At 69.8% G+C, this 25,249-nt stretch carries 25 protein-coding genes and 1 pseudogene; 5 read left to right on the top strand and 21 right to left on the bottom strand.

Translation table 11 applies throughout. The annotated features are described in order from the left end of the window. The 11 genes from pal to CEK65_RS03485 form a co-directional block, all read right to left on the bottom strand. Positions 1 to 519: a peptidoglycan-associated lipoprotein Pal gene (gene pal, locus CEK65_RS03435; protein ID WP_010344309.1), complete on the bottom strand. Its 519-nt coding sequence runs from the start codon at positions 517 to 519 to the stop codon at positions 1 to 3. A gap of 68 nt (positions 520 to 587) precedes the next feature. After that, positions 588 to 1,907: a Tol-Pal system beta propeller repeat protein TolB gene (gene tolB, locus CEK65_RS03440; RefSeq protein ID WP_017912301.1), complete on the bottom strand. Its 1,320-nt coding sequence runs from the start codon at positions 1,905 to 1,907 to the stop codon at positions 588 to 590. 165 nt (positions 1,908 to 2,072) lie between these two features. Beyond that, a complete protein-coding gene (gene tolA / locus CEK65_RS03445; RefSeq protein ID WP_193314681.1) occupies positions 2,073 to 3,017 on the bottom strand; it encodes a cell envelope integrity protein TolA in 945 nt (314 codons plus the stop codon). A 46-nt stretch (positions 3,018 to 3,063) separates the two neighbouring features. After that, positions 3,064 to 3,501, bottom strand: coding sequence for a protein TolR (gene tolR / locus CEK65_RS03450; protein WP_017907449.1), 438 nt, complete (start codon positions 3,499 to 3,501; stop codon positions 3,064 to 3,066). A 37-nt stretch (positions 3,502 to 3,538) separates the two neighbouring features. Beyond that, positions 3,539 to 4,315: a protein TolQ gene (gene tolQ, locus CEK65_RS03455; RefSeq protein WP_017907448.1), complete on the bottom strand. Its 777-nt coding sequence runs from the start codon at positions 4,313 to 4,315 to the stop codon at positions 3,539 to 3,541. Beyond that, positions 4,312 to 4,785: a tol-pal system-associated acyl-CoA thioesterase gene (gene ybgC / locus CEK65_RS03460; protein WP_039725849.1), complete on the bottom strand. Its 474-nt coding sequence runs from the start codon at positions 4,783 to 4,785 to the stop codon at positions 4,312 to 4,314. The genes tolQ and ybgC overlap by 4 nt, the downstream gene beginning before the upstream one ends. A gap of 39 nt (positions 4,786 to 4,824) precedes the next feature. Further along, on the bottom strand, positions 4,825 to 5,862 hold the full coding sequence (ruvB, locus tag CEK65_RS03465; protein WP_152180783.1) for a Holliday junction branch migration DNA helicase RuvB: 1,038 nt from the start codon (positions 5,860 to 5,862) through the stop codon (positions 4,825 to 4,827). Between the two features lie 182 nt (positions 5,863 to 6,044). Next, positions 6,045 to 7,886: a potassium transporter Kup gene (locus CEK65_RS03470; RefSeq protein ID WP_225851637.1), complete on the bottom strand. Its 1,842-nt coding sequence runs from the start codon at positions 7,884 to 7,886 to the stop codon at positions 6,045 to 6,047. Between the two features lie 130 nt (positions 7,887 to 8,016). Next, positions 8,017 to 8,601: a Holliday junction branch migration protein RuvA gene (gene ruvA / locus CEK65_RS03475; protein ID WP_017907444.1), complete on the bottom strand. Its 585-nt coding sequence runs from the start codon at positions 8,599 to 8,601 to the stop codon at positions 8,017 to 8,019. Positions 8,602 to 8,725: 124 nt separating this feature from the next. Beyond that, on the bottom strand, positions 8,726 to 9,322 hold the full coding sequence (gene ruvC, locus CEK65_RS03480; RefSeq protein WP_226975086.1) for a crossover junction endodeoxyribonuclease RuvC: 597 nt from the start codon (positions 9,320 to 9,322) through the stop codon (positions 8,726 to 8,728). An 82-nt stretch (positions 9,323 to 9,404) separates the two neighbouring features. Continuing rightward, positions 9,405 to 10,139 (bottom strand): YebC/PmpR family DNA-binding transcriptional regulator, encoded by a 735-nt coding sequence (locus CEK65_RS03485; RefSeq protein ID WP_148828955.1) that lies wholly within the window; start codon positions 10,137 to 10,139, stop codon positions 9,405 to 9,407. A 283-nt stretch (positions 10,140 to 10,422) separates the two neighbouring features. Between CEK65_RS03485 and CEK65_RS03490 the strand changes: the two genes are divergently transcribed. Continuing rightward, on the top strand, positions 10,423 to 11,319 hold the full coding sequence (locus CEK65_RS03490) for a hypothetical protein (RefSeq protein ID WP_152180784.1): 897 nt from the start codon (positions 10,423 to 10,425) through the stop codon (positions 11,317 to 11,319). 100 nt (positions 11,320 to 11,419) lie between these two features. On the opposite strand, the gene CEK65_RS03495 is transcribed toward CEK65_RS03490, so the two are convergent. The 5 genes from CEK65_RS03495 to aspS all read right to left on the bottom strand — a co-directional run bounded on the left by CEK65_RS03495 (position 11,420) and on the right by aspS (position 15,082). Continuing rightward, a complete protein-coding gene (locus CEK65_RS03495; RefSeq protein WP_226980460.1) occupies positions 11,420 to 12,046 on the bottom strand; it encodes an alpha/beta fold hydrolase in 627 nt (208 codons plus the stop codon). Positions 12,047 to 12,053: 7 nt separating this feature from the next. Further along, positions 12,054 to 12,365 carry an I78 family peptidase inhibitor gene (locus tag CEK65_RS03500; protein ID WP_223875595.1) on the bottom strand — a complete coding sequence of 104 codons (312 nt, stop codon included), beginning with the start codon at positions 12,363 to 12,365 and terminating at the stop codon, positions 12,054 to 12,056. Positions 12,366 to 12,462: 97 nt separating this feature from the next. Then, entirely contained in the window at positions 12,463 to 12,981 is a 519-nt protein-coding gene (locus CEK65_RS03505) for a GNAT family N-acetyltransferase (protein WP_043091795.1), read from the bottom strand. 3 nt (positions 12,982 to 12,984) lie between these two features. Then, a complete protein-coding gene (locus tag CEK65_RS03510) occupies positions 12,985 to 13,296 on the bottom strand; it encodes a DNA primase (RefSeq protein WP_152180786.1) in 312 nt (103 codons plus the stop codon). A gap of 34 nt (positions 13,297 to 13,330) precedes the next feature. Next, positions 13,331 to 15,082: an aspartate--tRNA ligase gene (gene aspS, locus CEK65_RS03515; protein WP_017912694.1), complete on the bottom strand. Its 1,752-nt coding sequence runs from the start codon at positions 15,080 to 15,082 to the stop codon at positions 13,331 to 13,333. 157 nt (positions 15,083 to 15,239) lie between these two features. On the opposite strand from aspS, the gene CEK65_RS03520 reads away from it, so the two are divergent. Beyond that, the gene (locus CEK65_RS03520) at positions 15,240 to 16,199 is read left to right on the top strand and encodes a DUF3011 domain-containing protein (protein ID WP_152180787.1); all 960 of its coding nucleotides are present in this window, start codon (positions 15,240 to 15,242) and stop codon (positions 16,197 to 16,199) included. Between the two features lie 167 nt (positions 16,200 to 16,366). On the opposite strand, the gene CEK65_RS03525 is transcribed toward CEK65_RS03520, so the two are convergent. After that, on the bottom strand, positions 16,367 to 16,708 hold the full coding sequence (locus tag CEK65_RS03525) for a zinc ribbon domain-containing protein (RefSeq protein ID WP_152180788.1): 342 nt from the start codon (positions 16,706 to 16,708) through the stop codon (positions 16,367 to 16,369). A gap of 74 nt (positions 16,709 to 16,782) precedes the next feature. After that, entirely contained in the window at positions 16,783 to 18,066 is a 1,284-nt protein-coding gene (locus tag CEK65_RS03530; RefSeq protein WP_152180789.1) for a cation:proton antiporter, read from the bottom strand. Between the two features lie 313 nt (positions 18,067 to 18,379). Here CEK65_RS03530 and CEK65_RS03535 point away from each other — a divergent pair, with 313 nt between their 5' ends. Beyond that, on the top strand, positions 18,380 to 20,536 hold the full coding sequence (locus CEK65_RS03535; RefSeq protein ID WP_152180790.1) for a phospholipase C, phosphocholine-specific: 2,157 nt from the start codon (positions 18,380 to 18,382) through the stop codon (positions 20,534 to 20,536). A gap of 109 nt (positions 20,537 to 20,645) precedes the next feature. On the opposite strand, the gene CEK65_RS03540 is transcribed toward CEK65_RS03535, so the two are convergent. Then, positions 20,646 to 21,569, bottom strand: coding sequence for an alpha/beta hydrolase (locus CEK65_RS03540; protein ID WP_152180797.1), 924 nt, complete (start codon positions 21,567 to 21,569; stop codon positions 20,646 to 20,648). A gap of 316 nt (positions 21,570 to 21,885) precedes the next feature. Further along, a complete protein-coding gene (gene bla, locus CEK65_RS03545) occupies positions 21,886 to 22,794 on the bottom strand; it encodes a class A beta-lactamase (RefSeq protein WP_152180791.1) in 909 nt (302 codons plus the stop codon). A gap of 98 nt (positions 22,795 to 22,892) precedes the next feature. Between bla and CEK65_RS03550 the strand changes: the two genes are divergently transcribed. Both CEK65_RS03550 and CEK65_RS03555 read left to right on the top strand, forming a co-directional pair. Then, positions 22,893 to 23,771, top strand: coding sequence for a LysR substrate-binding domain-containing protein (locus CEK65_RS03550; RefSeq protein WP_152180792.1), 879 nt, complete (start codon positions 22,893 to 22,895; stop codon positions 23,769 to 23,771). 206 nt (positions 23,772 to 23,977) lie between these two features. After that, positions 23,978 to 24,268, top strand: a complete 291-nt coding sequence (locus tag CEK65_RS03555; RefSeq protein ID WP_039727065.1) for a hypothetical protein — start codon at positions 23,978 to 23,980, stop codon at positions 24,266 to 24,268. Positions 24,269 to 24,762: 494 nt separating this feature from the next. On the opposite strand, the pseudogene CEK65_RS03560 reads toward CEK65_RS03555, so the two are convergent. After that, positions 24,763 to 25,249 (bottom strand): annotated as a pseudogene (locus tag CEK65_RS03560) (ABC transporter ATP-binding protein); the annotation flags it as partial.

Consider the following 25,249-nt stretch of genomic DNA (forward strand, 5'->3'; position numbering starts at 1 on the left):
TTACTGCGCCGTGTAGACGATCTCGACGCGACGGTTCTGCGACCAGCAGGACTCGTTCGACTCGGTGCAGACCGGACGCTCTTCGCCGTAGCTGACCACGGTCAGCTGCGCAGCCGAGCCACCGTTGGCCTGCAGCGCCGAGGACACGGCGTTGGCACGACGCTCGCCCAGGCCCATGTTGTACTCGCGCGAACCGCGCTCGTCGGTGTTGCCCTGCAGGGTGATGCGCGAGGACGGACGGTCACGCAGGTACTTGGCGTGGCAGGCCATGATCGCCTGGAACTCCGGCTTCACGGTGTCCTTGTCCAGGTCGAAGTAGACCACGCGCTGACGCAGGCAGGAATCGGTGTCCAGGTCGCCCGGGCCGTACAGACCGGAGGTCGACGGGCCGGTCGGGGCGGTGGTACCGGTGGTGCCGGTGGTGTCGGTCTGGGGCTGTTCCTTGACCTTCTTGGCGCAGCCGGCCAGAGCTGCAACGGACAACAGCGAAACAAGCAGAACGCGGGTGGTCTTGTTCATGGCGATACCTTGTGGCTCCTGGGCCGATGAGGGGTTCAACAGCGAAATATTAACACCAAACTTACATGTCAACGTGCGGTGCGATACGGCGACCAGGACGGTTCGCGCACGTCGCCATCGGCGAGCACCAAGCGCTGCCGCACGCGGGCATCGGCCGAGACCGCGTACAGCACGCCACGGCCGCCTTCACGCGCCGCATACAGCACCATGCTGGCGTTGGGGGCGAAGCTCGGCGACTCGTCCAGCGAACCGGTCGACAGCGTGCTCCAGCGCGGCGAACCCAGGCTGCGGTCCATCATCGCGATCTTGTAGGTGTTGCCGCTGCCCTGGGCCACGACCAGCTTGTTGCCGTCGTAGGACACGCTCGGGGTCGCGTTGTAGTTGCCCTGGAAAGTGATGCGGGTGGCGCTGCCGCCGGTGGCCGGCACCTGGTAGATCTGCGGGCGGCCGCTGCGGTCGGAGGTGAAGTAGATGCTGTTGCCGTCCGGCGCCCAGGTCGGCTCGGTGTCGATGCCGAAGTGGTTGGTCAGCTGGGTCAGCTGCTTGCTGCCCAGGTCCATCACGTAGATCTCCGGGTTGCCGCTGCGCGACAGCGCCAGCGCCAGCTTCTTGCCGTCCGGCGAGAACGACGGCGCGCCGTTGATGCCGCGGAAGCTGGACACCAGCTGGCGCGCACCGGTGGCGATGTCCTGGATGTAGATCGACGAGTTGCCGCGCTCGAAGCTCACGTAGGCCAGCTTCTTGCCGTCCGGGCTCCAGTTCGGCGACAGCAGCGGCTCGGCCGAGCGGACGATGGTCTGCGGGTTGTAGCCGTCGGAGTCGGCCACCATCAGCGCATAACGCATCGCCCCGCCCTTGCCGCTGGCGGTGACGTAGGCGATGCGGGTCCAGAATGCGCCGCGCACGCCGGTGATCTTCTCGTAGATGGCGTCGGCCATCTGGTGGGCGACGTCGCGCATGGCGTTGGCGCGAGCGGTCATCGCCAGGCCGAGCATGCGCTCGCCCTTGCCCACGTCGAACAGTTCGTACTCGACGCGATAGGCGCCTTCGCCGGCATCCATCACACGGCCGACGACCAGATAGCTCTGCTTCAGCGCACGCCAGGTGGCGAACTGCACCTCGCTGCCGCGGGTCGGGCGCTCCACGATCTGCGATTCGGGCAGGTTGCGGAACTGGCCGGAGCGATCCAGGTCGGCACGCACCACCGCGGCGACGTCGGTGCTCGGCGGGGTCGCCGATCCCTGGTACGGCATCGGCACGACGGTGATCGGGGTCGCCGAGGCATTGCCGCCGACGATGTCGATTTCCAGGCCCTTGTCCTGCGCGGACGCAGCGAGAGGCAGCAACAGGGCGGTGAGAACGGCAAGCCAGCGCGGCAGTTTCTTCATGGGTCGCTCAGCAGGATCGGAAAGGCGCAAGAGATAGCAATGCGCGGGTGAACGTATTCGCAATCATGAACCATCGCCATGTGAAGCCGATGGCAGGACGCAGCACATTATCGCCCATCGCATGTCGGGTGGATGGCGCGCGCGATGCGGCGCCAGCCGCCGGTGTCATTGGTCCTGGGCGGTGAAGTTGAAGGTCAGCTCTCGCGAAAACACCGGTTCGAAGCCGCGGTACGGCAACGGCTGTGCGCGCAGCACCGCCGCCTCGATCGAGCGTCGCCCGGCCTCGTCGTAAGGGCAGTCCGGACTGACCTTTGCGTCGATCACATGCCCGCCCACGCCCTGCCGGATCGCGATCTTGCACTTCTGCCCCAGCGGCACCGAATCCGGGCGCACCCACTGGCTCAGCACCGCCTGCTGGATCGCCGCGGCGTACTTGGCCAGCAGGTCGTTGTTGGTACCGTTCTGGCCCGGCGCCTGCTGCGGCGTGGTGGCCGCGGCCGCCGACGCCTTCTTCGCGTTCAGGTCGGCGATCTGCTGCAGCTTCTGCTGCGCCAGCTGGGCCTCGCGCTCCAGCTTTTCGCGCTGCTTGCGGATGTCGGCAATCTTCTTCTGCCGCTCCTCTTCCTGCTGCGCGGCCAGGCGCTGCTTCTGCTCGGCCTCCTGCTGGCGCTTCTGCTCGGTCAGGTCGATCTGTTCCTGGCGGCGCTTGGCCTCCTGCTCCTGCTTCTCCTTTTCCTGGGAGATCGCGGTGCGGGTGGCGCGGTCCTGGTCGACCTTGTCCGGCACCGGGACGAAGTCCTGCGCCTTCTGCTGCTGCGGGGTCGGCGCCTGCTGCGGCTTGGGCGTGGGCAGCGGCTGCGGCGGCGGCACCGTGTCCTCTTCGGCGACGTCCTTGACCGGTTCGGGCAGCGGCTCGGGCAAGGGCTTGGGCGCATCCTTCACCGCCTTCTGCGCCGAGCGCACGTCGGCGGCCGAGACCACCAGCGAGGCCTCGACCATCGGCGAACCGGCGGCGGGTTCGACCTGACGCACCGGCGACCACCACCAGGCCAGGAAGAACAGCAGTGCGATCAGCACGTGCACGCCCACCGCCAGCGCGATGCCGTACATCAGGCCGTCGTTGTCGCCCCTGGCCAGCGGCGGTCGGTTTTCGGCTTCAGCGCGCATTGTTTCCGGGCTGACTCATCAGGCCGACCTTGGGCACGCCGGCCTGCTGCAGCATGACCATGGTGTCCATGACCAGTTGGTAGTTCGAGGTGCCGGGCGCGGCGACGAACACCGGCACGTCCTTGTTCTGGCCGACGAAGGCCTGGATCTTCGCCTTCAGCTCCGGCGCGGCGATCTTCTCCGGCTTGCCGTCCTGCAGGGTCAGGGTATAGCGGCCTTCGGCGTCGACGGTGACGATCACCGGATCCTTCTTGCTCTCCACCGAGCGCGCGGTGGAATCGGGCAGGTCCACGTCCACGCTCAGGCTGAGCAAGGGCGCGGTGACCATGAAGATGATCAGCAGCACCAGCATCACGTCGATGTACGGCACGACGTTGATCTCGGACTTGAGCTTGCGGCGCTTGCGGCGGGAAATGGCGGCAGTCATGCGGGAATCCTGGGAGTCGTGGACAGGCGGGCGACGCTCAGTCGCCGCTGGCCTGGCGCTGCAGGATGGAGCTGAACTCTTCGGAGAAGGTCTCGAAGCGCACGGCCAGGCGCTCGACCCGGGTGGTGAAGCGGTTGTAGGCCCACACCGCCGGGATCGCCACGAACAAGCCGATGGCGGTGGCGAACAGCGCTTCGGAGATGCCCGGCGCGACCGCGGCGATGCCCGCCTGCTGACCGCTGTTGATCATGTCGTGCATGGTCACCATGATGCCGAACACGGTGCCGACCAGGCCCACGTACGGGGCGGTGGAGCCGATGTTGGCGAGCAGTTCCAGGTTGCGCTCCAGGCGGTCGACCTCGCGCGCGTAGGTGGCGCGCATCGCCCGCTGCGCGCCTTCCAGCTGGATGCGCGCATCGAGCCGGCGCTTGTCGCGCAGGCGGGTGAATTCGCGGAACCCGGCCTCGAAGATCGCCTCCAGCCCGCCGACCACGCGGTTGCGGTCGGTGGCGCCGGCGTAGAGCTTGCTCAGGTCGGTGCCGGACCAGAAGCGGTTCTCGAAGTCGTCGGCCTCGCGGTTGGCGTCCTTGAACACCTTGCCCTTGCGGAAGATGATGACCCAGCTGATCAGCGAGCCGAGCAGCAGCAGCAGCACGATCACCTTGACCGGCAGGCTGGCCTTGACCATCAGGTCCAGGTAGTTGATGCCGCCGTGGGCAGCGGTGCTGGCGACGGCCTGGGTGGCGGTCTGGGTCACGTCCTGCGGCAGCGCCTCCACCACCGTGTCCTGCAGGGCCAGGAGCAATGCGATCATCCGTCGTTCCTCAGTAATTCGGCTTCAGTGATTTCAAGAACTTTCAATGCATCGTGCAGCGCGTCGTCCATGCCGCGCGGGCGGAAGCTGCCGGCGCTGAGCGCGGCCACCCGCACCTGCGCGCGCAACAGCAACTCCCCGTCGTCGCGGCGGATCGACTGCGCGAACACCAGGCTGGCGCGCTTGCATTGCGACAGCGCGACGCCGACCTGCAGGGAATCGTCCAGGCGTGCAGGGCGCAGGAAGTCGAGCTGCATCGCGCGCACCGCGAACACCAGATCGTGTTGCAGGCGCAGACGCTCCTGACCATACCCCAGCGCCCGCAACCACTCCGTGCGCGCCCGCTCCAGGAAGGCCACGTAGCGCGCGTGGTAGACCACGCCACCGGCGTCGGTATCTTCCCAGTAGACGCGTGTCGGCCAACTGAATAGCCGGGAATCGGGAACGGGGAATGGGGAATCGGCAGTCAAGAGCGGCGCTCCTGTCGATAGCTGGGTAACCAGAACATCCTAGAACAGCACCCCCGATTCCCCATTCCCGATTCCCAATTCACGGTGCTTGGGCTGCAAGCCCAAGTGCAGATAGGCCTTGTTGGTGGCCATGCGGCCGCGGGCGGTGCGGATCAGGTAGCCCTGCTGGATCAGGTAAGGCTCGATCACGTCCTCCAGGGTGCCGCGCTCCTCCGACAGCGAGGCGGCCAGCGACTCGACACCGACCGGGCCGCCGTCGAAGTACTCGATGATGGTGCGCAGCATGCGCCGGTCCAGTTCGTCGAAGCCCTCGGCATCGACCTTGAGCATCTGCGTGGCGGCCTGCGCCACGGCCAGGTCGATCTGCCCGCCGGCGCGGACTTGGGCGAAGTCGCGGACCCGCCGCAGCAGGCGGTTGGCGATGCGCGGGGTGCCGCGCGCGCGGCGCGCGATCTCGGCGCAGCCATCGGCGTTGCAGGCAATGCCGAGGATGCTGGCGGAGCGGCGCACGATCTGCGCCAGCTCGTCCGGGGTGTAGAAGGCCAGGCGCTGGACGATGCCGAAGCGGTCGCGCAAGGGCGCGGTCAGCAGGCCGGCGCGGGTGGTGGCGCCGATCAGGGTGAACGGCGGCAGGTCGATCTTGATCGAGCGCGCGGCCGGGCCCTCGCCGATCATGATGTCGATCTGGAAGTCTTCCATCGCCGGGTACAGCACTTCCTCGACCACCGGCGACAGGCGGTGGATCTCGTCAATGAACAACACGTCGTGCGGCTGCAGGTTGGTCAGCAGCGCTGCCAGGTCGCCGGCCTTCTCGATCACCGGACCGGAGGTGACCCGCAGATTGACCCCCAGCTCGTTGGCGATGACGTGGCTGAGCGTGGTCTTGCCCAGGCCCGGCGGCCCGAAGATCAGCACATGGTCCATCGCCTCCCCGCGCGCCTTGGCCGCCTCGATGTAGATCGACAACTGCTCGCGCACCGGCTGCTGGCCGAGATAGTCGTCCAGCCGCTTGGGGCGGATGCTGGCCTCGGCCGCGTCATCCTCGCGGGTGGCGCTGCTGGCGATGATGCGGTCCATGGAAAGCCGGGATTGGGGAATCGGGATTGGGGAATCGAGCGGACAATAGTAGCGGTTGGCGGCACGGCTGGCGCTTACTTTGATGGTCGCCGCCTGCTTTCAGGCCAGACGCCGCGGCCGTTGCCTTTCCCTATTCCCCATTCCCGCCTCCCCATTCCCAAGGCCGCGACACCGTCGCGGCCTCAGATCTCCACCTGCGCGCCCAGTTCCACCAGGCGGTTGCCGGGGATGCGGAAGAAGCCGGTGGCGGGGGCGGCGTTGCGGTGCATGACTGCGAACAGCTTGTCGCGCCAGATCGGCATGCCGCGGTTGGCGCTGGCCACGATGGTCTCGCGGCTGGCGAAATAGGTGGTGTCCATGGGGTCGAAGTAGATCCCGCCCTGGTCGCAGGAGCGCATCAGCGCCAGCGGCACGTCCGGGGTCTCCATGAAGCCGAAGCGCACGTAGACGCGATAGAACTCGTCGCCGATCGCGTCGATCTTCAACCGCTGCCCGGCCGCCGCGTACGGCACCTGCAGGGTTTCGACGGTCAGGAACACATTGCGCTCGTGCAGCACCTTGTTGTGCTTGAGGTTGTGCATCAGCGCATGCGGCACCACCATCGGGTCGGCGGTCAGGAACACCGCGGTGCCGGGCACGCGCACCGGCGGCGCCAGCATCAGCCCGGGCAGGAAGGTGTCGAGCTTGATGCCGTCCTTGCGGATCTCGTCGTGCAGCAGCTTGCGGCCGCGGCGCCAGGTGCGCATCAGGGTGAACAGGATCAGGCCCAGCAGCAGCGGGAACCAGGCGCCGTCCAGGAACTTGATGATGTTGGCGTAGAAGAACGCGCAGTCCACCGCCAGGAAGACCAGGGCGAACAGCCACAGCAGCGGCGCCGGCACGCGCGGGTTGGCGCGCGCGTAGATGACCATCAGCACGGTGGTGATCAGCATGGTGCCGGTGACCGAGACGCCGTAGGCGGTGGCCAGCGAGGTGGAGTCGCCGAAGCCGATCACCGCCACCACCACCAGCGCCAGCAGGCACCAGTTCACCGCCGGCACGTAGATCTGGCCGATGGTGGAGTGCGAGGTGTGGCGGATGTGCATGCGCGGGATGTAGCCCAGCTGCATGGCCTGGCTGGCCACCGAGTAGGCGCCGGTGATCAGCGCCTGCGAGGCGATCACCGTGGCCGCGGTGGCCAGCACGATCATCGGGTACAGCGCCCACTCCGGCACCGCCTCGTAGAACGGGTTGCTGACCGCGGCCGGGTCGCGCAGCACCAGCGCGCCCTGCCCCAGGTAGGTCAGGGTCAGCATCGGCAGCACCACGCACTGCCACGAGCGGCGGATCGCCTTGGCGCCGAAATGGCCCATGTCCGCGTACAGCGCCTCGCCGCCGGTCACCGCCAGCACCACCGCACCGAGCACGAACACCGCGTGCCAGTTATGTTCGGCGAAGAAGCGCACGCCCCACCACGGGTTCAGCGCGTGCAGCACTTCCGGCGCGCGCGTCATGTTGTAGACGCCGATCGCGCCCAGCGCCACGAACCAGACCAGGGTGATCGGCCCGAACGCCTTGCCCACCCGCTCGGTGCCGTAGCGCTGGGCCATGAACAGCATGCCCAGCACCACCAGGGTGATCGGCACCACGAACGGTTCCAGCTTGGGCGCGGCCACCTCCAGGCCCTCCACCGCCGACAGCACCGAGATGGCCGGGGTGATCACGCCGTCGCCGAAGAACAGCGAGGCGCCGAAGATGCCGAGGATGCCGACCACGTACATCGAGCGCGAGCCGCCCGGGAGGGTCCGCTGGGCCAGCGCGGTCAGCGCCATGATGCCGCCCTCGCCGTCGTTGTCGGCGCGCATGATCACGGTGACGTACTTGACCGTGACCACCAGCATCAGCGCCCAGAACACCAGCGACAGGATGCCCAGCACGGTGTCGTGGTCCGGGGTCAGCCCGTAGTGCGGCGAGAACGCTTCCTTGAGCGTGTACAGCGGACTGGTGCCGATGTCGCCGAAGACCACGCCGATGGCGGTCAGCATCACCCCAAAGCCCGTCTTGGCGTGCGGATCGTGGCTGCCCGGGCGGGCGGCGGAACTGGAGGAGCTGGACATGGTGGGAAGAGTAGCGCCAGAACGTGAAGAAAGAACGGGAAGCCGAGCCGACCCGAGGTCAGCGCAGCGCCGCCTGCAGGGCCTTGCGGATCACCGTGGCGACCTCGTCGCCGTCGGCGGCGGCGTCGCGCGCCATCTTCGCCGCCTCGGCCGGCTTGTAGCCGAGCTGCTGCAGCGCCACCGTGGCCTCGGAGACCGCGTCGGTGCCCAGTTGCCCGGTGATCGGCGCGCCGCCGCTGAAGTCGGCCGCGCGGTCGCGCAGTTCCACCACCATGCGCTCGGCGGTCTTCTTGCCGATACCGGGGATGCGGGTCAGCGCGGTGACGTCGGCGGCGGTGATCAGCCGCGCGAACTCGTCGACGCTGACCCCGGACAGCACCGCCAGCGCGATCTTCGCGCCGATCCCGCTGACCCGCTGCACGTCGCGGAACAGCCGCCGCTCGCCCTCGCGCAGGAAGCCGTACAGCGACACGCTGTCCTCCTTCTGCGCATAGTGGGTGAACAGGATGACGTCGCGGCCGACGTCGGGCAGGTCGTAGAAGGTGCTCATCGGCGCCTCCAGTTCATACCCCACCCCACCCACATCGATCACCAGCCACGGCGGCTGCTTGTAGGCCAGGATCCCGCGCAGACGGCCGATCATTGGGCGCCTCGTGCGAGGCGCCGGGATTGGGGAATGGGGAATGGGGAATCGGCAAAGCGGGCGACCGCTTCACCGCTTCTGCTGTTCCGATTCCCGATTCCCGACTCCCGACTCCCAGCCTTTGTCATTTTCTGCTCCACGCCTGCTGCGTGCTGACGCCCAGGCGCTGCGCGGTGGCGCGCACGTGGGCATGGGTGATGGCGACGGCCAGTGCGTCGGCGGCGTCGGCCTGAAGTTTGCCGGTCAGGCTCAGCATGAGACCGACCATGTGTTGCACCTGCTGCTTCTCCGCCGCGCCCTTGCCGACCACGGCGAGCTTGATCTCCTTGGCGGCGTACTCGTGCACCGGCAACTCGCGCAGCACCGCCGCGCAGATCGCCGCGCCGCGGGCATGGCCGAGCTTCAGTGCCGCGTCGGCGCTCTTGCCCATGAACACGCGTTCGATCGCCACTTCCTGCGGCCGGTACTCCTCGATCAGCGCATCCAGCCCGTGCAGCAGGCGCTTGAGCCGCAGGGCGAAGTCGCCCTCGCCCAGCAGTACCAGCGGCGCGTGGTGCACGTGGCGGGTACGGCCGGCCGCGTCCACGTCGATGATGCCCACGCCGGTGCGCTGCGAGCCGGGGTCGATGCCGAGGATGCGGGTGGAGCCGGGATTGGGGAATCGGGAATCGGGAATCGTGAAAGCAGCGCCCGTGCGGGCAGAGATGCCCGTGGCAGCCATCGACGTCGGCGATGCCTCCGGCACCGGCACGACGCCGCTCCGGGTTCCGGGTCTTGGGCCCCGGGCCCCGGGTTTCATGATGTCAGCCCCCGTCACTCAGCGCGGCCTGGTCGACGTTGGAATAGACGTTCTGCACGTCGTCCAGGTCTTCCAGCATGTCCAGCAGCTTGCGCACCTGCACCGCGGTGTCGCCGTCCACGGCAATGTCGTTGTCGGCGCGGAAGGTGATTTCGGCATGGTCGGCGGACAGGCCGGCCGCGTCCATGGCGTCCTTGACCGCCTGGAACGCCTCCGGCGCGGTCAGCACGTCGATCGCGCCGTCCTCGGGGTAGACCACGATGTCGTCGGCGCCGGCCTCGATCGCCACCTCGGTGATCTTCTCCTCGTCGGCGCCGGCGGCGAAGCTGAGCACGCCCAGGCGCTTGAACATGAAGGCCACCGAGCCGTCGGTGCCCATGTTGCCGCCGCACTTGCTGAAGGCGTGGCGCACGTCGGCCACGGTGCGCACGCGGTTGTCGGTCAGGCAGTCGACGATCACCGCCACCCCGCCCGGGGCATAGCCCTCATAGCGCACTTCCTCGTACTCCACGCCTTCCAGTTCGCCGGTGGCCTTCTTGATCGCGCGCTCGATCACGTCCTTGGACATATTGGAGGCCAGCCCCTTGTCCATCGCCACGCGCAGCCGCGGGTTGTTGGACGGATCGCCGCCGCCGGCGCGCGCGGCGACGCCGATCTCGCGGATGATCTTGGTGAAAATCTTGCCGCGCTTCGCATCGGATGCGTTCTTGCGGGCTTCGATCGAGGGGCCTCTACCCATGGGGCGTTCCGGACAGTTGTAAGGACAAGACGCGGATTTTACCTGATGCCGCGCACATCCCGCGGCCCGGCTGGGCCGACGACCGACCGCGCGTGCGACCGGCGCATGCCGCCCGCTCCCCGGCCGGCGCCCACTCCAGCGCGCACCGGCCCGTGCCGCCGGTCGAACCTTGGCGGACTGTCTACCCATGCGCGCCACATCGCTGCCAGAACTGTCACGCCCCACCTGGAGGCTGAACGCGTAAGTCGCGCCCGCTTTCCATCGCACCGAAAGGAGATCCCTCATGTCCCGCACCACCTCCGCCCCGTTCCTGTCGCTGGCCCTGCGCTGCCTGGGCCTGCTCGCCCTTGCCGCCCCGGGCCTGGCCAGCGCCCAGACCGATGCCTTCAGGGGCCGCTACAACGCCGGCGTCAGCACCTATGCGATCAGCGGCCAGGAACCCCGCACGACGGGCAAGTACCCGGTCTACGTGCATATCGGCGGGACCGGCGAGAACTACCAGAGCAACTGGGCGATGGCCGCGGTGAATGCCGCCGCGGCCAAGGGCTTCGTGGCGGCCTCGGTGGAGTACGACAACGCCAGCTTCGGCAGCTGCGGCGTCATCGGCAACCGCGCCAAGGCCATCTTCGACGCGCAGAACATCAACAGCGCCATCGCCCAGCTCTGCGCCCGCGACAAGGCCGATTGCTCCAAGGGCGTGGTGACCGGCGGGCTCAGCCAGGGCTCGATCATCTCGGTGCTGGCGCACGACTACGATCCCCGGGTCGCCGCCTCGTTCGGCCAGGGCACCGGTACGACCTACACCGCCTACTACAACCTGGCCTCCTGCATCGCCGACGGCAACCACAGCCTGCCGTCCGATCGCCTGCGCATCATCAACGGCGAGCGCGACATGTTCGTCGGCGGCACCGAGAACGTCGCCCGCACCCAGGCGCAACTGGTCACCGGCCTGCGCTGCGACGGGCAGCAGTCGTGCTTCCGCAGCAACGGCAGCGGCTGGTACGTCGTCAAGGACCGGGAGGTGCAGGACCTCTACGCCGACCACTGCTTCATGGGCTTCGGCGGCTATCCAGGCACCCAGTGCACGGGCGTGCTGGTCGACGGCAACTACCGCAGCGGCACCGCCGCCTGGGCGCTCAACCCCACGCTGGACTGGTTGAAGACCTTCGTGACGCCGTAAGCGGCGGCATCGCCTGTGCCGGCACCAAGGCGATCGGGCGGACACCGCGACGCGGCGCCGGCCACCGCCGCCGCCGGACGCTCGATGTCTGGCGACCGGCTCAGGCGGCGAAGCGGCCGTCGCGCAGGAAGGCGGCGGTCTGCCGCGCGGCCTGCGCCGAGAACAGTAAGCCGCTGTGGCTGGCGCGCACCCGGCAGTGATCGCCCAGGCCGGGCACGCGGGTCTCGGCCAGGGCTACGCTGCCGTCGGACTCCGGCCCCAGCGCGACAAAGCGTGCGCCCAGCCCGCGCGCCACGGTGCCGGCGACCACGCCGACCTCGGCCGGCCCGTCCCAGCGCGCCACACCCTGCTGCAACAGCGCCGCGCTGCGGCCCAGCGCCAGTCCGAGCCGCCGTTGCGCCAGGGCGCGCGCGGCGGCACTGCCGGCCAGCGGGCTCCCGAGGCACACCACCCGGGTCACCGGCAGCGAGGGCACCTCCTGCAAGGCCTGCAAGGCGACCGGGCCGCCGAGGCTATGCCCGACCAGCGCCACCGGACCGGTGGCGGCCATACGTTCGATGCGGGCCTGCAGCCGCGGGAGCGCGGCCTCGGCGCCGCCGAACGCGGTCGAATAGCCGAAGCTGGCGACGCGCCAGCCCTCGCGGCGCAGGCGCAGCGCCAGCGGCAGCAGCCACGGCCGCGCGTTCCAGATGCCGTGCAGCAATAGCACCTGGGGCGCGGCGGCCATCGGCGACTCAGCCGCAGGTGGTACGGACGATGTGATTGCTGCCATCCAGGAACACGTTGAGCCGATCCAGGCGCAGGTCGCGGGTCACCGCCTGGCCCGGCGCGATCGGCCGCACCACGCCGGCTCCGCTCTCCTTCCAGACCCGGCTCATGGTCGCCTGGGTGGCCTCCTGGCCCACCGCCCAGGCCACGGCCTCGACGTTGCAGCGGCCATCGCCCTGCACCGTCGGCCCGGCACTGGCCGGCTGCAGCGACGCCGGTGGCGCGCACGCGGCCAGCAGCGGCACCACGGCGGCGATTCCCATCCACGGTCGGAACATGGCGTGCTCTCCTCAAGCTGGACAGGCCAGCACTGTAGCGCGCGCTCGTTGCCGCTGTGTCGACGCGGCATGCCCGGACGACGTCCGGCTGCAGGCGTCAGGCCGCGCGCGGCGGCCGGCGCAGGATGAATTCGAGATCGCGCACCTGCCCTACCGGGAATTCGTAGGTGCCGACCTTCTCGAAACCGTAGCGCGCGTAGAAACGCTGCGCGCCCAGGTTCTCCGACCACACGCCGAGCCACAGCGTGCGCGGGCCGTCGCGCTCCAGCCAGGCCAGGGCGGTATCGAACAGCCGCGCACCCCAGCCGCCGTTCTGGTGCGCGCGCAGCAGGTACAGCCGCTTCAGTTCGCCATCGCCAGGCGTCACGTCGGGATGCGGCAGGCCGCAAGGGCCGGCGGCAGCGTGTCCCACCACCTCGCCGTCGTGCTCGACCAGCCAGATCGCGTAGTCCGGATGCGCCAGCACGACCTGGGCGCGCTCGATCGAATAGGCTTCGTCGAGGAAGGCCTGCAGGTCCTGCGCAGGATACAGATGGCCGAAGGTTTCGCAGAAGGTGGCCGTGGCGATGCGGGTCACCGCCGCGGCATCGTCCGGCGTGGCGCGACGAATCAGCACGGCTCAGCGCGCCGGGTGCGCGGCGTCGGCGTCGGCCTCTTCGCCGTCGCCCTCGTCTTCGTCCTCGTCGTCGCCTTCCTCTTCCTCGTCCTCTTCTTCCTCGTCGTCTTCCTCGTACTCGTAGTCGTCCTCGCCGAAGTCCTCGCCGTCCCAACGGCCCTCCGGATCCGGCACGAACGCCAGCGGCGCGTTGGCGCCGCTGCCGGCGCGCACCAGCCAGCCGCCGAACACGCGCGCGCGCTGGGTGACGATGGCCTCCACTGCGCCCTCGTTGCCGAGGGTTTCCCACTCCAGATTGAATGCGGTCTCGCTCATGTGTCGGCCTGCGCTACGGTTGGAAGAAAGGGGATCACTGCGCCTGCGGGCGCACCTGCACGTGCACTTCGGCCAGCTGCGCGTCGGCGATCGGCGACGGCGCGTCGGTCATCAGGTCCTGCGCGCCGGTGGTCTTGGGGAACGGGATCACGTCGCGGATCGACTCGGTGCCGGCCATCAGCGCGGCGATGCGGTCGATGCCGAAGGCGATGCCGCCGTGCGGCGGCGCGCCGTAGTTCAGCGCATCCAGCAGGAAGCCGAACTTGGCGCGCGCTTCCTCGGCACCGATGCCGAGCAGCTCGAACACCGCGCTCTGCATGTCCGGGCGGTGGATACGGATCGAACCGCCGCCGATCTCGTTGCCGTTGAGCACCATGTCGTAGCCGCGCGACACCGCGGTCTTGGCGTGGGTGCGCAGTTCGGCGATGTCGTCCACCGCCGGCGCGGTGAACGGGTGATGCAAGGCCACGTAGCGCTGCGCCTCCTCGTCCCATTCGAACATCGGGAAATCGGTGACCCACAGCGGCCGCCAGCCATCGGCGATGAGGTTGAAGTCCTTGCCGGCCTTCAGGCGCAGCGCGCCCATGAAGTCGGAGACCTTGCCGTAGGCGCCTGCGCCAAAGAACACGATGTCGCCGTTGCCGGCACCGACGTGGGCGAGCAGCGTGGCGAACGCGGCTTCGCCGAAGAACTTCTGGATCGGCGAGCTGATCTCGCCGCTGTCGGCGATCTTGACGTAGGCCAGGCCCTTGGCGCCGTACTTGGCAGCGTGCGCGGCGTACTCGTCGATCTGCTTGCGCGAGAGGCTGGCGCCGCCGGGAATGCGCAACGCGGCGACGCGGCCGTCGGGGTCGGCGGCCGCCGCAGTGAACACCGCGAAGTCGCTGTCCTTGACCAAGTCGGCGACATCGGTCAGTTCCAGGGCGATGCGCAGGTCCGGCTTGTCAGAGCCATAGCGGCGCATGGCCTCGGCCCAGGTCATGCGCGGGAATTCGGCGGCCAGCTCGACGTCGACCACCTCCTTGAAGATGGCGCGGACCATGGCTTCGACGAAGTCCTGCACGTCGCGCTCGCGGACGAAGGCGAACTCCATGTCGAGCTGGGTGAATTCGAGCTGGCGGTCGGCGCGCAGCGCCTCGTCGCGGAAGCAGCGCGCGATCTGGTAGTAGCGGTCGAAGCCGGCCACCATCAGGATCTGCTTGAACAGCTGCGGCGACTGCGGCAGCGCGTAGAACTCGCCCGGATGCATGCGCGCCGGCACCAGGAAGTCGCGCGCGCCTTCCGGGGTGGCCTTGGTCAGGATCGGCGTCTCGATGTCCTGGAAGCCGCGCTCGTCCAGGTAGCGGCGCAGCGCCTGCACCAGCTTGATGCGGGTGCGCTGCATGCGCTGCATCTCCGGGCGGCGCAGATCCAGATACCGGTACTTCAGGCGGGTTTCCTCGCCCGGATTCTCGTGCGCGTGGAACGGCAGCGGCGCGGCCTTGTTGAGCACGGTGATGGCGGTGGCGATCACCTCGACCTTGCCGCTGCGCAGCTTGTCGTTGACCGCATGCCGCGCGCGCACCACGCCCTCGACCTGCAGCACGTCCTCGTAGCCGAGGCTGGCGGCGACCTTGAACACCTCCGCGTTCTCCGGCTCCACCATCACCTGCACGATGCCTTCGTGGTCGCGCAGGTCGATGAAGCACACGCCGCCGAGGTTGCGGGCCACGTCGGTCCAGCCGGCCAGGGTGACGGTTTGGCCGATCAGGGTCTCGTCGACCAGGCCGCAGAAGTGGGTACGCATCGCTAGCTCCAAACAGGGGGCGCCCGGCGCAGAAGGCGCCGGCAAGCCCGGTATTCTGCGGCGGCGCGTCGGCCCGGGCAAATCGCGCATGACTCATCCTGGCTTAAGTTGGACTGCGGCTATAGTCCGCGCACCATTCACGGGGAGGAGAGAACCCATGTTGAAGCACCTTGGTGGCTGGCTGGTGATCGCCGCGCTGGCCCTGGCCAGCGCCCCGGCCGCGGCCCAGAGCACCCGCGCCTACGCGCCGCAGGACCTGCGGCAACTGTCGGTCCCCGGCCGGGTCCGGGTGATCGAGCGCGAGTACGCCGACCAGTCGCGCGGGCGGCAGATCCCCGACGACCAGCTCGAGTTCTACCTGGACCAGATCGACCGCGGCTGGGGCTTCGGCAACATCCAGCAGGACATCGCCACCTCGCTGCGCGGCAGCGGCAGCGGCGGCGGCTGGCGACAGGAACCGGGCTTCGACGGCCGCACCGTCGCCTGCTCCAGCAACGACCGCCGCCGCCAGCAATGCGCCACGCCGTTTCGCGGGCCTGCGCGACTGGTCGGCACCCTGTCCGATTCGCCCTGCATCGAAGGCCGCACCTGGGGCTCGGCGCCCGGCGTGGTGTGGGTGGACCAGGGCTGCCGTGGTCGCTTCGTCGAAGGTCGCGGCAATTGGGGCGGCAACTGGGGCGACGGCGGCGGCAGTGGCGGCGTGGCCGGCACCGTCCGCTGCGAGAGCCAGGACCAGCGCCAGCGCATCTGCCCGACCGGCTGGCGCAACGCCATGCTGGTGCGGCAGCTGTCGGACACCCGCTGCATCGAGGGCCGCACCTGGGGCTCGCGCGATGGCGCGGTATGGGTCGACGACGGTTGTCGCGGCGAGTTCGCCCAGGGCCGCGGCGGCGGTGGCTGGGGGCCGGGCCGGCCGCCGCTGGACAGCGGCTACACGGTGACCTGCAGCAGCGACGACAAGCGCCTGCGCACCTGCGCCTGGGACCGCCGCCAGGGCCGCCCGGAAGTGATCGAACAGCTGTCCGGCACCACCTGCGCGGAAGGCCGCACCTGGGGCTACGAAGGCAATACGGTGTGGGTCAACGGCGGCTGCCGGGCACGCTTCGGGGCGCGCTGAGCCAAGGCAAGGGGCCGCGCGGCGTGCTGCGCGGCCGGATGCGTGGCGTGACAAGTCGAGTTGGGGCGGCGCTTGCCCCTTTTGGATCGACCGCGACCGGGCAAGGCTCGGTCGCGGCTGAAGCCACTCCTACGAGAGGCCGCGGGCTTGGCGCGGCCTGGCGGGACTCAGGTCGCCGCAGGCTTGGCCGCGGCAGGCGCGGCGGCAGGCGTGGCCGCCGCAGCGGGCTTGGCCGGCGCGTCGGACGTCGTCGCGGCGGCTGCGGGCTTGCTCTCCCCGCTGCTGGCCGTACTCCCCGACTCGGCCAGGTTGCGCTTCTTGTCGCCGTCCTTCTTGAAGTCGGTCTCGTACCAGCCGCTGCCGGACAGGCGGAACGCCGGCGCGGTGAGCTGGCGCTTGACCGCCGTAGCGGAACAGGCCGGACAGGTCTCCGGATCGGGATCGGACAGTTTCTGCAGGCGGTCGAAGCTGTGACCGCATGCGGCACATTGGAAAGCGTAGATCGGCATGGCGGCAAAAACGCGAGAGCAACGGAGGCGGCCAGTATGGGGGCCGCACGCTGGCTTTCAAGCGTTCCCGCTCATCACGCCGGCCCGGGCTGGGGCCGCGGCGCCGTTTCCGGCGCGCCGGCAGGCGGCGTCGTTGCGTCCGCCAACGGCGCCTCGGCCACCGGCTCGTCCGGCGCCGTCGGTGCCTGCGCCGACGCGGGATCTGCCAATGCAGCCGGCGCCGCCTCCAGCGGGCTGACATCGAACGGCATGCGCAGCAGCAGCGCCGGCAGCAGCGTGGTCAGGGCCGCGTACAGCAGCAGGGCGCCGAACAGCGCGTCGGCGATGGCGAAGCGGTCGCGCAGGATGCCGGCCAGCACCAGGGTGAAGATCAGCGTCGGCGACAGCGCCAGCGACACCCGCAGGCTGCTGCGCGCGCCCTCGCCGAACAGCACCCGCCGCTGCAGCCAGAGGATGCCGATGCGCAGCGGCAGCACGCAGGCGGTCATGGCCAGGCCCAGGCCCAGCGCCTGCAGGCTCAGCGCCCCGCTCGGCACCTTGGTGCCGGCATTGAAGAAGTAGAACGGCACGAAGAACGAGGCGAACAGGCGCACCGCCTGCAGGTTCTCGTCGGAGGCCAGCAGCGGCATGCGCTGGCGCAGCAGCCGCGCCACCAGCCCGGCGATGAACGCACCGACCAGGTAGTACACGCCCAACGAATAGGTGATGTAGGCGGCGATCAGGCCGACCATCACCAGCAGCGAAAACTCCGACCCCGGCGCCTGCGGCGCCACCCAGCGCCCCAGGGCCACGAACAGCAGCGGCAGGCCGACCAGCATCGCCAGCAGCGCCAGGCTGGACAGGCCCATCTGCCAGGGATCGCCGGCCTGCAGGATCACGAACAGCGCCGCCAGCGCCAGCAGTTCGCCGGCGATGGCCTTGCTGGTGACCCAGAAGCGCTCTTCTTCGTCCAGCCCAAGCCGCCCCAGCGACTCGATGATGAAACCGGTGGAGGGGGTCAGCAGGGCCAGCGCCAGCAATCCGGCCGCCTGCCACGACAGCCCGGCGTAGCGCCAGGCCAGCCAGCCGACGCCGAACAGGGTGCCGCCACGCACCACCAGGTGCAGCAGCAGCGGCCACAAGCCGCGGCGCAGCGCCTTCGGGTCCACTTCCAGGCCGGCGAACAGGAACAGCGAGGAGATGCCGAGCGTCGCCAGCAGGGTCACCACCGGGTCGTGCGCGCGCGGCCCCATCGCCAGCATCGCGATGATGCCGAACAGCAGGCAGGTCAGCGGCGCCGGCATCTTGAAGCGTTGCAGCGCGCGCGGGATCACCAGCAGGGCGAAGATCAGCAGCAGGTAGATCAGTTCGTGGCTCATCGGGCAGGAGATTCCGGTGGGACCCGCCGGCGGCGGCAGCGGCGATGATGCCGGGTCGGCCGTGTGCTGTGCCATCACGGAGCGCTGGCGTGCCAATCGCTCGCGCCGCGATCGCACAGACCGCGTGCGATCCCAGCCCCCCCGCACTGCACAGGCCATGTCGCAGCAAACGCGACACGCCGCTGAAGACAGCCAACAGCGCCAGCAGTGCGGCGTCGCACCGCCCTCATGGTCGACCTGTCACCTACGCCGTGGCAGTCTCGCGGCAGCGACCGATCCCGGCCGCCGCCGCTTTGCGTTCCCCGGGACCACCATGACCGACCTGACCCGCCGCCGGCTGCTCCGCGCCGGCCTCACCGCCAGCGCCGCCGCGCTGCTGCCGCCGAGCATCGCCCGCGCCGCCGCGATCCCCCCGGACGTGCGCAGCGGCACCCTCGACGACCTGCAGCACGTGGTGATCCTGATGCAGGAGAACCGCGCCTTCGACCATTACTTCGGCAGCCTTCCCGGCGTGCGCGGCTTCGGCGACCGTTTCCCGATCCCCGCCCCGCCGCTGCCCGACACCGCACCGCGCACGGTCTGGCTGCAGCCCAGCGCCGACGGCAGCCGCCAGCTCGCGCCGTTCCCGCTGCGCACCGCACGCGACTTCGCCACCATGCGCGTGCAGGGCACCCCGCATACCTGGCCGAACGCGCAGCAGGCCTGGGACCACGGCCGCATGGGCCAGTGGCCGGCAGCCAAACGCGACCACGCGCTGGCCCACTACGAACGCGACGACCTGCCGTTCCAGTTCGCCCTCGCCGACGCCTTCACCGTCTGCGATGCCTACCACTGCGCGATCCAGGCCGGCACCAATCCGAACCGCGTGTTCCTGTGGACCGGGCAGAACGATCCGCATGCGCGCGCCGGCGGCCCGGTCATCGCCAATTCGCACGACAACTTCCCGGAACTGGGCGGCGATCCGGACGACTACCGATGGCCCAGCTACGTCGAAGCGCTGCAGCAGGCCGGCGTGTCGTGGCAGATCTACCAGGACATGGCCGACAACTTCACCGACAACCCGCTGGCCGGCTTCGCGCCGTTCCGCGCGGCCTGGCGTGGTGCACCCGGGCACGATCCGCAACTGCGCGCACGCGGCGTCTCCAGCCGCAGCCTGGCGCAGTTGCGCGAGGACGTGCTGGCTGCGCGGCTGCCGTCGGTGAGCTTCATCATCGCCGACGCCGCCGGCAGCGAGCATCCCGATCCGTCCAGCCCGGCGCAGGGCGCGGCCTACACCGCGCGCGTGCTCGATGCGCTGACCGCCGATCCCAAGGTGTGGGCGCGCACCGCGCTGCTGCTGATGTTCGATGAGAACGACGGCTTCTTCGATCACGTGCCGCCACCGGCCCCGCCCTCGCCCGACCCGTCCGCGGCCGGCGGCTGGGCCGGCGCCTCCAGCGTCGCCACCGACGGCGAATACCACCTGCATCCTGCACCGGGCGACGCCAAGGCCGATCCGCCGGAGCTGCGTGGGCGTCCCTACGGCCTCGGCCCGCGCGTACCGCTGTACGTGATCTCGCCGTGGAGCCGCGGCGGCTGGGTCGATTCGCAGGTCTACGACCACACCTCGGTGCTGCGCCTGCTGGAGCGCCGCTTCGGGGTCGCCGCCGCCGGCCTGACCCCGTGGCGCCGCGCGGTCTGCGGCGACCTGCTGAACGCCTTCGATTTCCGCCAGGCCGACACCCGTCCGTTCGTCGCCGACCTGCCGGACGTGCGCGAGGCGGCCGCGCGCGCCGCGGCGTTGCACGACCACGCAGTGCCACCGCTGCCGGCGCAGTTGCAGGCACCGCGCCAGGCGTTCGGCGTGCGCCGCGCACGTGCCTTGCCGTATCGGCCAACGGTGCAGTTGCAGCACGTGCCGGAGCGCGGCGAGGTACAGTTGCGCATGGCCAACACCGGCGCAGCGGCGGTGCTGCACGTCTACGACCGCTACCTCCTGGAGTCGATCCCGCGCCGCTACACGGTGGGCGCTGGCGCGACCCTGGACGGCACCTGGACCACCTACGACGGCAGCTACGACCTGTGGCTGCTCGGCCCCAACGGCTTCCACCGCCACTACCGCGGCGACCTCAGCGCCCCGCTGCTGCAGGCCGAGATCGTCCAGGAGCCGACCGACGCGCAGGCGCTGTGCCTGGTCCTGCGCAATCCGGGTGCCGCGCCACTCGAGGTGTCCCTGGAACCGGCCGCCTACGCCCAGGCACAACCGCGCCAGCGGGTGACGCTGGCGCCCGGCGCCGAGCAGCGCAGTCGCTGGAATGCCAAGCCGAGCGGCGGCTGGTACGACCTGTGGCTGATCCAGGACAACGCCCGCCAGCGCCTGGCCGGCCGCGTGGAAACCGGCAAGCCCGGCATCAGCGATCCAGCCATGGGCGGGGCGGCGCGGCTGTATCAGGAGAGCCCGCCCAACTATCAAGGCCCCGGACCCGTCTGAGGCGGGCGGGATTGGGGATTCGTGACAACGTCCGGGATTTGGGATTGGGGATTCGTGAAAGCGCAATCCGCGCACTGACACGCTCTTGCCAATCCCGAATCCCGACTCCCTAATCCCGGCCCTCAAGCACCCCGATCGTCCGCAGCCAGGTCTCCACCAGCTGCGGCCACTGTGCGATCGGCAGGTGCTTGGCGCGCAGGCCGAAGGCGTGGCCGCCCTGGGCGTAGATATGCATTTCCGTCGGCACGTCGGCATGATTGAGCGCGACGTAGTACGCCAGCACCTGCGAGACGCCGTCCACGTGGTCGTCCTGGGCCTGCAGCAGGAAGGTCGGCGGGGTGTCGGCGACGACGCGGATGTCCGGACGCAACGCCAGATCGGTGGGATTGCGGGTGTCGTCATCCTCGTCCTCGTGCACCCACAGATGGCCGGGATACACGGCGATGGCGAAATCCGGGCGGCAGCTCACGCGGTCAGCGGCATCCACCAGCGGATAGGTGCGCTTGGCGAAATGCGTACTGGTCGCGGCGACCAGGTGCCCGCCGGCGGAAAAGCCCATCACCCCGATCTTGTGCGGGTCCACGCCCCAGGTGGCGGCCTGCTGGCGCACCAGGCCCAGCGTGCGCTGCGCGTCCTGCAGCGCGGTCTGCACCTTGGGGTAGTAACGCCGGTCGTTGACCCAGGTCGGCCCGGAGTTCGGCACGCGGTATTTCAACAGCACGCAGGTGATGCCGCGCGAGACCAGCCAGTCGCAGATCTCCGTGCCCTCCAGGTCCATCGCCAGCATCTGGTAGCCGCCGCCGGGAAACACCACCACCGCGGCGCCGGTGTTGTGGCCCTGCGCCGGGTACACCGTCATGGTCGGCCGGCTGACGTTGTCGATCCTAGCCCCGGGCCCAGCCGTTTCCGGCTTCGGATGCGGCAGCGCATCCGGCACCGCGCCAGGCCAGATCGGCACCTGCACGTGGCCCGGTGCGGGTTCCCAGACCCGCGCCTGCGCGGCGTAGGCAGACAGACCGAGGGCGATGGCCAACGAACAGCAGACGAATCGACGCATGGGACGCTCCGAACAGGATGGGGAATGGAAGGGACCGCACGATCAGTGAGCACAGCCGCGGTGGCCGTGGCCGTTGGTACAACGCGGGCGGTCGCGCGCGGCATCAGCACGTGGCGTCGCCGATGATCGCGAGCAGCGTCTCGTACGCATGGCGGCGGCTCCCGCTCGTGGGATCAGCCGCGACTGACCTTCGCGATAAAACCTGTCGCGGCCGAAGCCGCGCCTACGGGATAGCGACCTGCATCCGGCGCGATTGCGGCGAACGCAGTCGATGCAACGCGCGCAACGCCGCCTAACCGGTACGCCGCGTCTGCGCAGGCAGCGAAGCCACGACCGCCTGCGCCACCGCTTTCAGCGTCGCATCGCGCGCGGCGCTGTCGACCGTGGCGCCGTTGAGATAGGCGGTGAGCAGCAGCGGCGTGGGCCGTCCCGGCGCCCAGACGATGGCGATGTCGTTGCGGGTATCGGTGCCGTTGCTGCCGGTCTTGTCGCCGATCTGCCAGCCCGCCGGCAGGCCGGCGCGCAGGCAGTCGTTGCCGGTACGGTTGTCGCGCATCCAGGCAATCAGGCGCTGTCGCGACACCGGCTGCAGCACCTCGCCGAGCAACAAGGCGCGCATCGTCCCCGCCATCGCGGCCGGCGTGGTGGTGTCGCGCGGATCGCCGGCGACGAACTCGTTCATGCCCGGCTCGTTGCGGTCCAGTTGGGTCTGCGTATCGCCCAGCGCACGCAGGAAGCGGGTCACCCCGGGCGGGTCGCCGACCAGCGGCAGCAGCAGGTTGGCCGCGGTGTTGTCGCTGTAGATCATCGCCGCGCGGCACAGTTCGACCACGCTGAGGGTGGCGCCGACATGGCGCTCGGACACCGGCGCATTCGCCAGCAGATCCGCCTTGCGCACCGGCACGCGCCGCTCCAGGGCCAGTTCGCCGCGGTCGACCCGCTGCAGCACCGCCCCTGCCAATAGAAATTTGAAGGTACTGCACAGCGGGAAGCGCTCGTCCTGGCGCTGTCCGCCCAGTGTTGCGCCGCCACCGTCGAGCAGGCTCACGCCGAGCCGGCCGCCACTGCGACGCTCGATCTCGGCCAGCCGCAGTTGTAGCGTCGGCGTCGGTTTTTTCGCGTTTTTTGCCTGTGCACCAGCCACGACCAGCAGGCTCGCGCCCATGCCCACACCCTGCAGGAACCGTCGTCTCGTCAGCATCGTCCACCTCCGTCGGGAGCCAGGATGATGGCCGCATTGACCCACCCCCACCAGCGAGGTTATTCAATCGCACCCATGAGCCGAATTGATACCTGGCGATGATCCGTCCGCATCTGCCGTTGAACGCCCTGCGCGCCTTCGAGGCCGCGGCGCGGCACCAGAATTTGACCCGTGCCGCCGCCGAGCTGTGCGTGACCCAGGCCGCGCTCAGCCATCAGATCAAACAGTTGGAGGCGCGCCTGGGCGTGGTGCTGTTCCAGCGCCTGCCGCGCGGCGTGGCCCTGACCGACGAAGGCCTGCGCCTGCATCCGGTGCTGACCGAGGCCTTCGACCGCATCGCCGGGACGCTGCAGCGCTTCGCCGGCGGTCGCTATCGCGAGACGCTGAGAGTGGGCGTGGTCGGCACCTTCGCGGCGGGTTGGCTGCTGCCGCGGCTGGACGCCTTCCACGCCGCGCACCCGGACATCGAACTGCGCGTGTACACCCACAACAACCGGGTCGACCTGGCCGGCGAAGGCCTGGACCTGGCGATCCGTTTCGGCGATGGCGACTGGCAGGGCCAGCACGCCACGCCGATCCTGGACGCGCCGTTCGCGCCGGTGTGTGCGCCGGCACTGGCGCCGCTGCTGCGCACGCCCGCCGACCTCGCCAGGACCACCCTGCTGCGCTCCTACCGGCTGGACGAATGGCCGCGCTGGCTGCAGGCCGCCGGCGCGCCCGAGGTGCAGGCGGGCGGCCCGATCTGCGATGCCTCGCTGACCCTGGCCAGCATCGCCGCGACCGGCCACGGCGTGGCCTTGCTGCCGCTGCGGCTGTTCGCCCAGGACCTGGATGCCGGGCGGCTGGTCTGTCCGTTCAGCACCCGCATCGACCTGGGCCGCTACTGGCTGACCCGGCTGCGCTCGCGCGCGGAAAGCGACGCCGCCCGGCGCTTGCGCGAGTGGTTGCTGGCCGAGCAGGCCGCACTGGCCGACTGAGCGACACCGCTGCCGCCGCATTAGGCGCCGGGAGGGCTTGGGCACACGCCGGCATGCACCTTGCTTCGCTTACCAGCAAGGCCTGACAGTAATGTGAAGAATTTGTGCACTGCCGCTTGGCGGCCGGGCAGGCCCGAAATATGATCCTGGTCGCAGTCGCACTGTGCGCCGGGGATGGCGCTGACCGTTTCGGGGGAAACATGCTGATGAACCGTGCTGTCCTGACCGCCCGTCCGGGCCTGGTCTCGCGTGACGTCGTGCTGGCAGCCGTCCTGGGCTGCCTGTGTGTGCTGCATCTGGCCTACTTCCTGCGCGGCGGCGCCAGCGAATGGCATTGGGCGCTCAGCGCCGCTGGCCTGGCGCTGATGGCGCTCAAGGCCAGCCTCCGGCCGACGCCGACCGCCCGCCCCTCGCTGCAGAGCCTGCGCTCGCGCACGCCGCTGGACTGGGCGGCGATCGCTGGCGGCCTGCTGGTCGTGGCCAGCGCTGCCGCCTGAGCGGCACGGGCCGGCGCCGCGCGCGTCGGCGGATGCGATCGTCCTCATCCTGCACGGCATGTCCGGCGCGCGCGATTGCGCCGGGCACGGCCTGCCACTGTCGCCAGCAGCGTCCTCGTGGGGCAGGCGCGCGCGCAGCGCTGGGCGCTGGCGCATGCAATGCAGGTGGGACTTGCCGTTGGCTGAGGCGATGCGGCGTCGGGGCTGAAGCCCCTCCCACAGGGATGGGCCGGCTCGCGCTCCGGTCTGGCCTGGAGCGGCGTCAAGAAGCGATTGAAGCCCCTCTCCCACCGGGAGAGGGGTTGGGGTGAGGGTACGCCGGCACGCACGGCCGGCCACTCCGAGTCCCCAGGCACCCGCACCCTCATCCGCCCCTTTGGGGCACCTTCCCCCGAAAAGGGGGCCATGGTCCCGCAGGGAGAAGGAACCGTCAGCTCGACGTGGATCGTCCGTGCTCGCCGGCACACACCGGCAATGGCGAGATCCACCGAGGCTCAGGCGCCGTCGATCAACTCCATCCACGTCTGCTCGGCCTGGGCCAGGTCGCGCGCGGCGGCCTCGCGCTCGCGGCCCAGCACCGCCATCTTCTCCGCATCGGCGTAGTGCTTGGGATCGGCGAGCTGGCGGTCGAGTTCGGCCAGCGCCGCTTCCAGTTCGCCCACGCGCTTCTCCGCGGCGGCCAGCTTGTGCGGGTTCGGCGGCTTCTTCGCCGGCAGCGGCTTGACCGGCGGCGGCGGGGTCGGCGCGGCCTCGGCCAGTTTCTGCTTGGTGCCCTGCGCGGCGGGGCGAGTGCGCAGCCACGCGGCATAGGCGTCGAGGTCGCCGTCGAACGGTTCGACCACGCCGTCGGCCACGCGCCAGAAGGTGTCGCAGACCAGGCCGATCAGGTGCCGGTCGTGCGAGACCATCACGATCGCGCCCTCGAAATCGCTCAGCGCCTCGGCCAGCGCCTCGCGCATCTCCAGGTCGAGGTGGTTGGTC

Origin of the sequence: Xanthomonas sp. LMG 12459 (assembly GCF_009192905.1) — a bacterium.
In the GTDB taxonomy this organism is placed as follows: Bacteria; Pseudomonadota; Gammaproteobacteria; order Xanthomonadales; family Xanthomonadaceae; genus Xanthomonas_A; species Xanthomonas_A sontii.

Excerpts from the sequence above, each read along its gene's own strand:
- tolA (WP_193314681.1), bottom strand. The coding sequence starts at position 3,017 with ATGTACGGCATCGCGCTGGCGGTGGGCGTGCACGTGCTGATCGCACTG.
- CEK65_RS03535 (WP_152180790.1), top strand. The coding sequence starts at position 18,380 with ATGACCGACCTGACCCGCCGCCGGCTGCTCCGCGCCGGCCTCACCGCC.
- tolQ (WP_017907448.1), bottom strand. The coding sequence starts at position 4,315 with ATGATCGCATTGCTCCTGGCCCTGCAGGACACGGTGGTGGAGGCGCTG.
- bla (WP_152180791.1), bottom strand. The coding sequence starts at position 22,794 with ATGCTGACGAGACGACGGTTCCTGCAGGGTGTGGGCATGGGCGCGAGC.
- CEK65_RS03550 (WP_152180792.1), top strand. The coding sequence starts at position 22,893 with ATGATCCGTCCGCATCTGCCGTTGAACGCCCTGCGCGCCTTCGAGGCC.
- CEK65_RS03500 (WP_223875595.1), bottom strand. The coding sequence starts at position 12,365 with ATGTTCCGACCGTGGATGGGAATCGCCGCCGTGGTGCCGCTGCTGGCC.
- CEK65_RS03485 (WP_148828955.1), bottom strand. The coding sequence starts at position 10,139 with ATGGGTAGAGGCCCCTCGATCGAAGCCCGCAAGAACGCATCCGATGCG.
- CEK65_RS03525 (WP_152180788.1), bottom strand. The coding sequence starts at position 16,708 with ATGCCGATCTACGCTTTCCAATGTGCCGCATGCGGTCACAGCTTCGAC.
- CEK65_RS03510 (WP_152180786.1), bottom strand. The coding sequence starts at position 13,296 with ATGAGCGAGACCGCATTCAATCTGGAGTGGGAAACCCTCGGCAACGAG.
- CEK65_RS03490 (WP_152180784.1), top strand. The coding sequence starts at position 10,423 with ATGTCCCGCACCACCTCCGCCCCGTTCCTGTCGCTGGCCCTGCGCTGC.
- CEK65_RS03495 (WP_226980460.1), bottom strand. The coding sequence starts at position 12,046 with ATGGCCGCCGCGCCCCAGGTGCTATTGCTGCACGGCATCTGGAACGCG.
- CEK65_RS03555 (WP_039727065.1), top strand. The coding sequence starts at position 23,978 with ATGAACCGTGCTGTCCTGACCGCCCGTCCGGGCCTGGTCTCGCGTGAC.
- ruvA (WP_017907444.1), bottom strand. The coding sequence starts at position 8,601 with ATGATCGGCCGTCTGCGCGGGATCCTGGCCTACAAGCAGCCGCCGTGG.
- CEK65_RS03520 (WP_152180787.1), top strand. The coding sequence starts at position 15,240 with ATGTTGAAGCACCTTGGTGGCTGGCTGGTGATCGCCGCGCTGGCCCTG.
- ruvC (WP_226975086.1), bottom strand. The coding sequence starts at position 9,322 with ATGGCTGCCACGGGCATCTCTGCCCGCACGGGCGCTGCTTTCACGATT.
- CEK65_RS03530 (WP_152180789.1), bottom strand. The coding sequence starts at position 18,066 with ATGAGCCACGAACTGATCTACCTGCTGCTGATCTTCGCCCTGCTGGTG.
- tolB (WP_017912301.1), bottom strand. The coding sequence starts at position 1,907 with ATGAAGAAACTGCCGCGCTGGCTTGCCGTTCTCACCGCCCTGTTGCTG.
- tolR (WP_017907449.1), bottom strand. The coding sequence starts at position 3,501 with ATGACTGCCGCCATTTCCCGCCGCAAGCGCCGCAAGCTCAAGTCCGAG.
- aspS (WP_017912694.1), bottom strand. The coding sequence starts at position 15,082 with ATGCGTACCCACTTCTGCGGCCTGGTCGACGAGACCCTGATCGGCCAA.
- CEK65_RS03470 (WP_225851637.1), bottom strand. The coding sequence starts at position 7,886 with ATGCTGACCGCCATCGGCGTGGTCTTCGGCGACATCGGCACCAGTCCG.
- ruvB (WP_152180783.1), bottom strand. The coding sequence starts at position 5,862 with ATGGACCGCATCATCGCCAGCAGCGCCACCCGCGAGGATGACGCGGCC.
- pal (WP_010344309.1), bottom strand. The coding sequence starts at position 519 with ATGAACAAGACCACCCGCGTTCTGCTTGTTTCGCTGTTGTCCGTTGCA.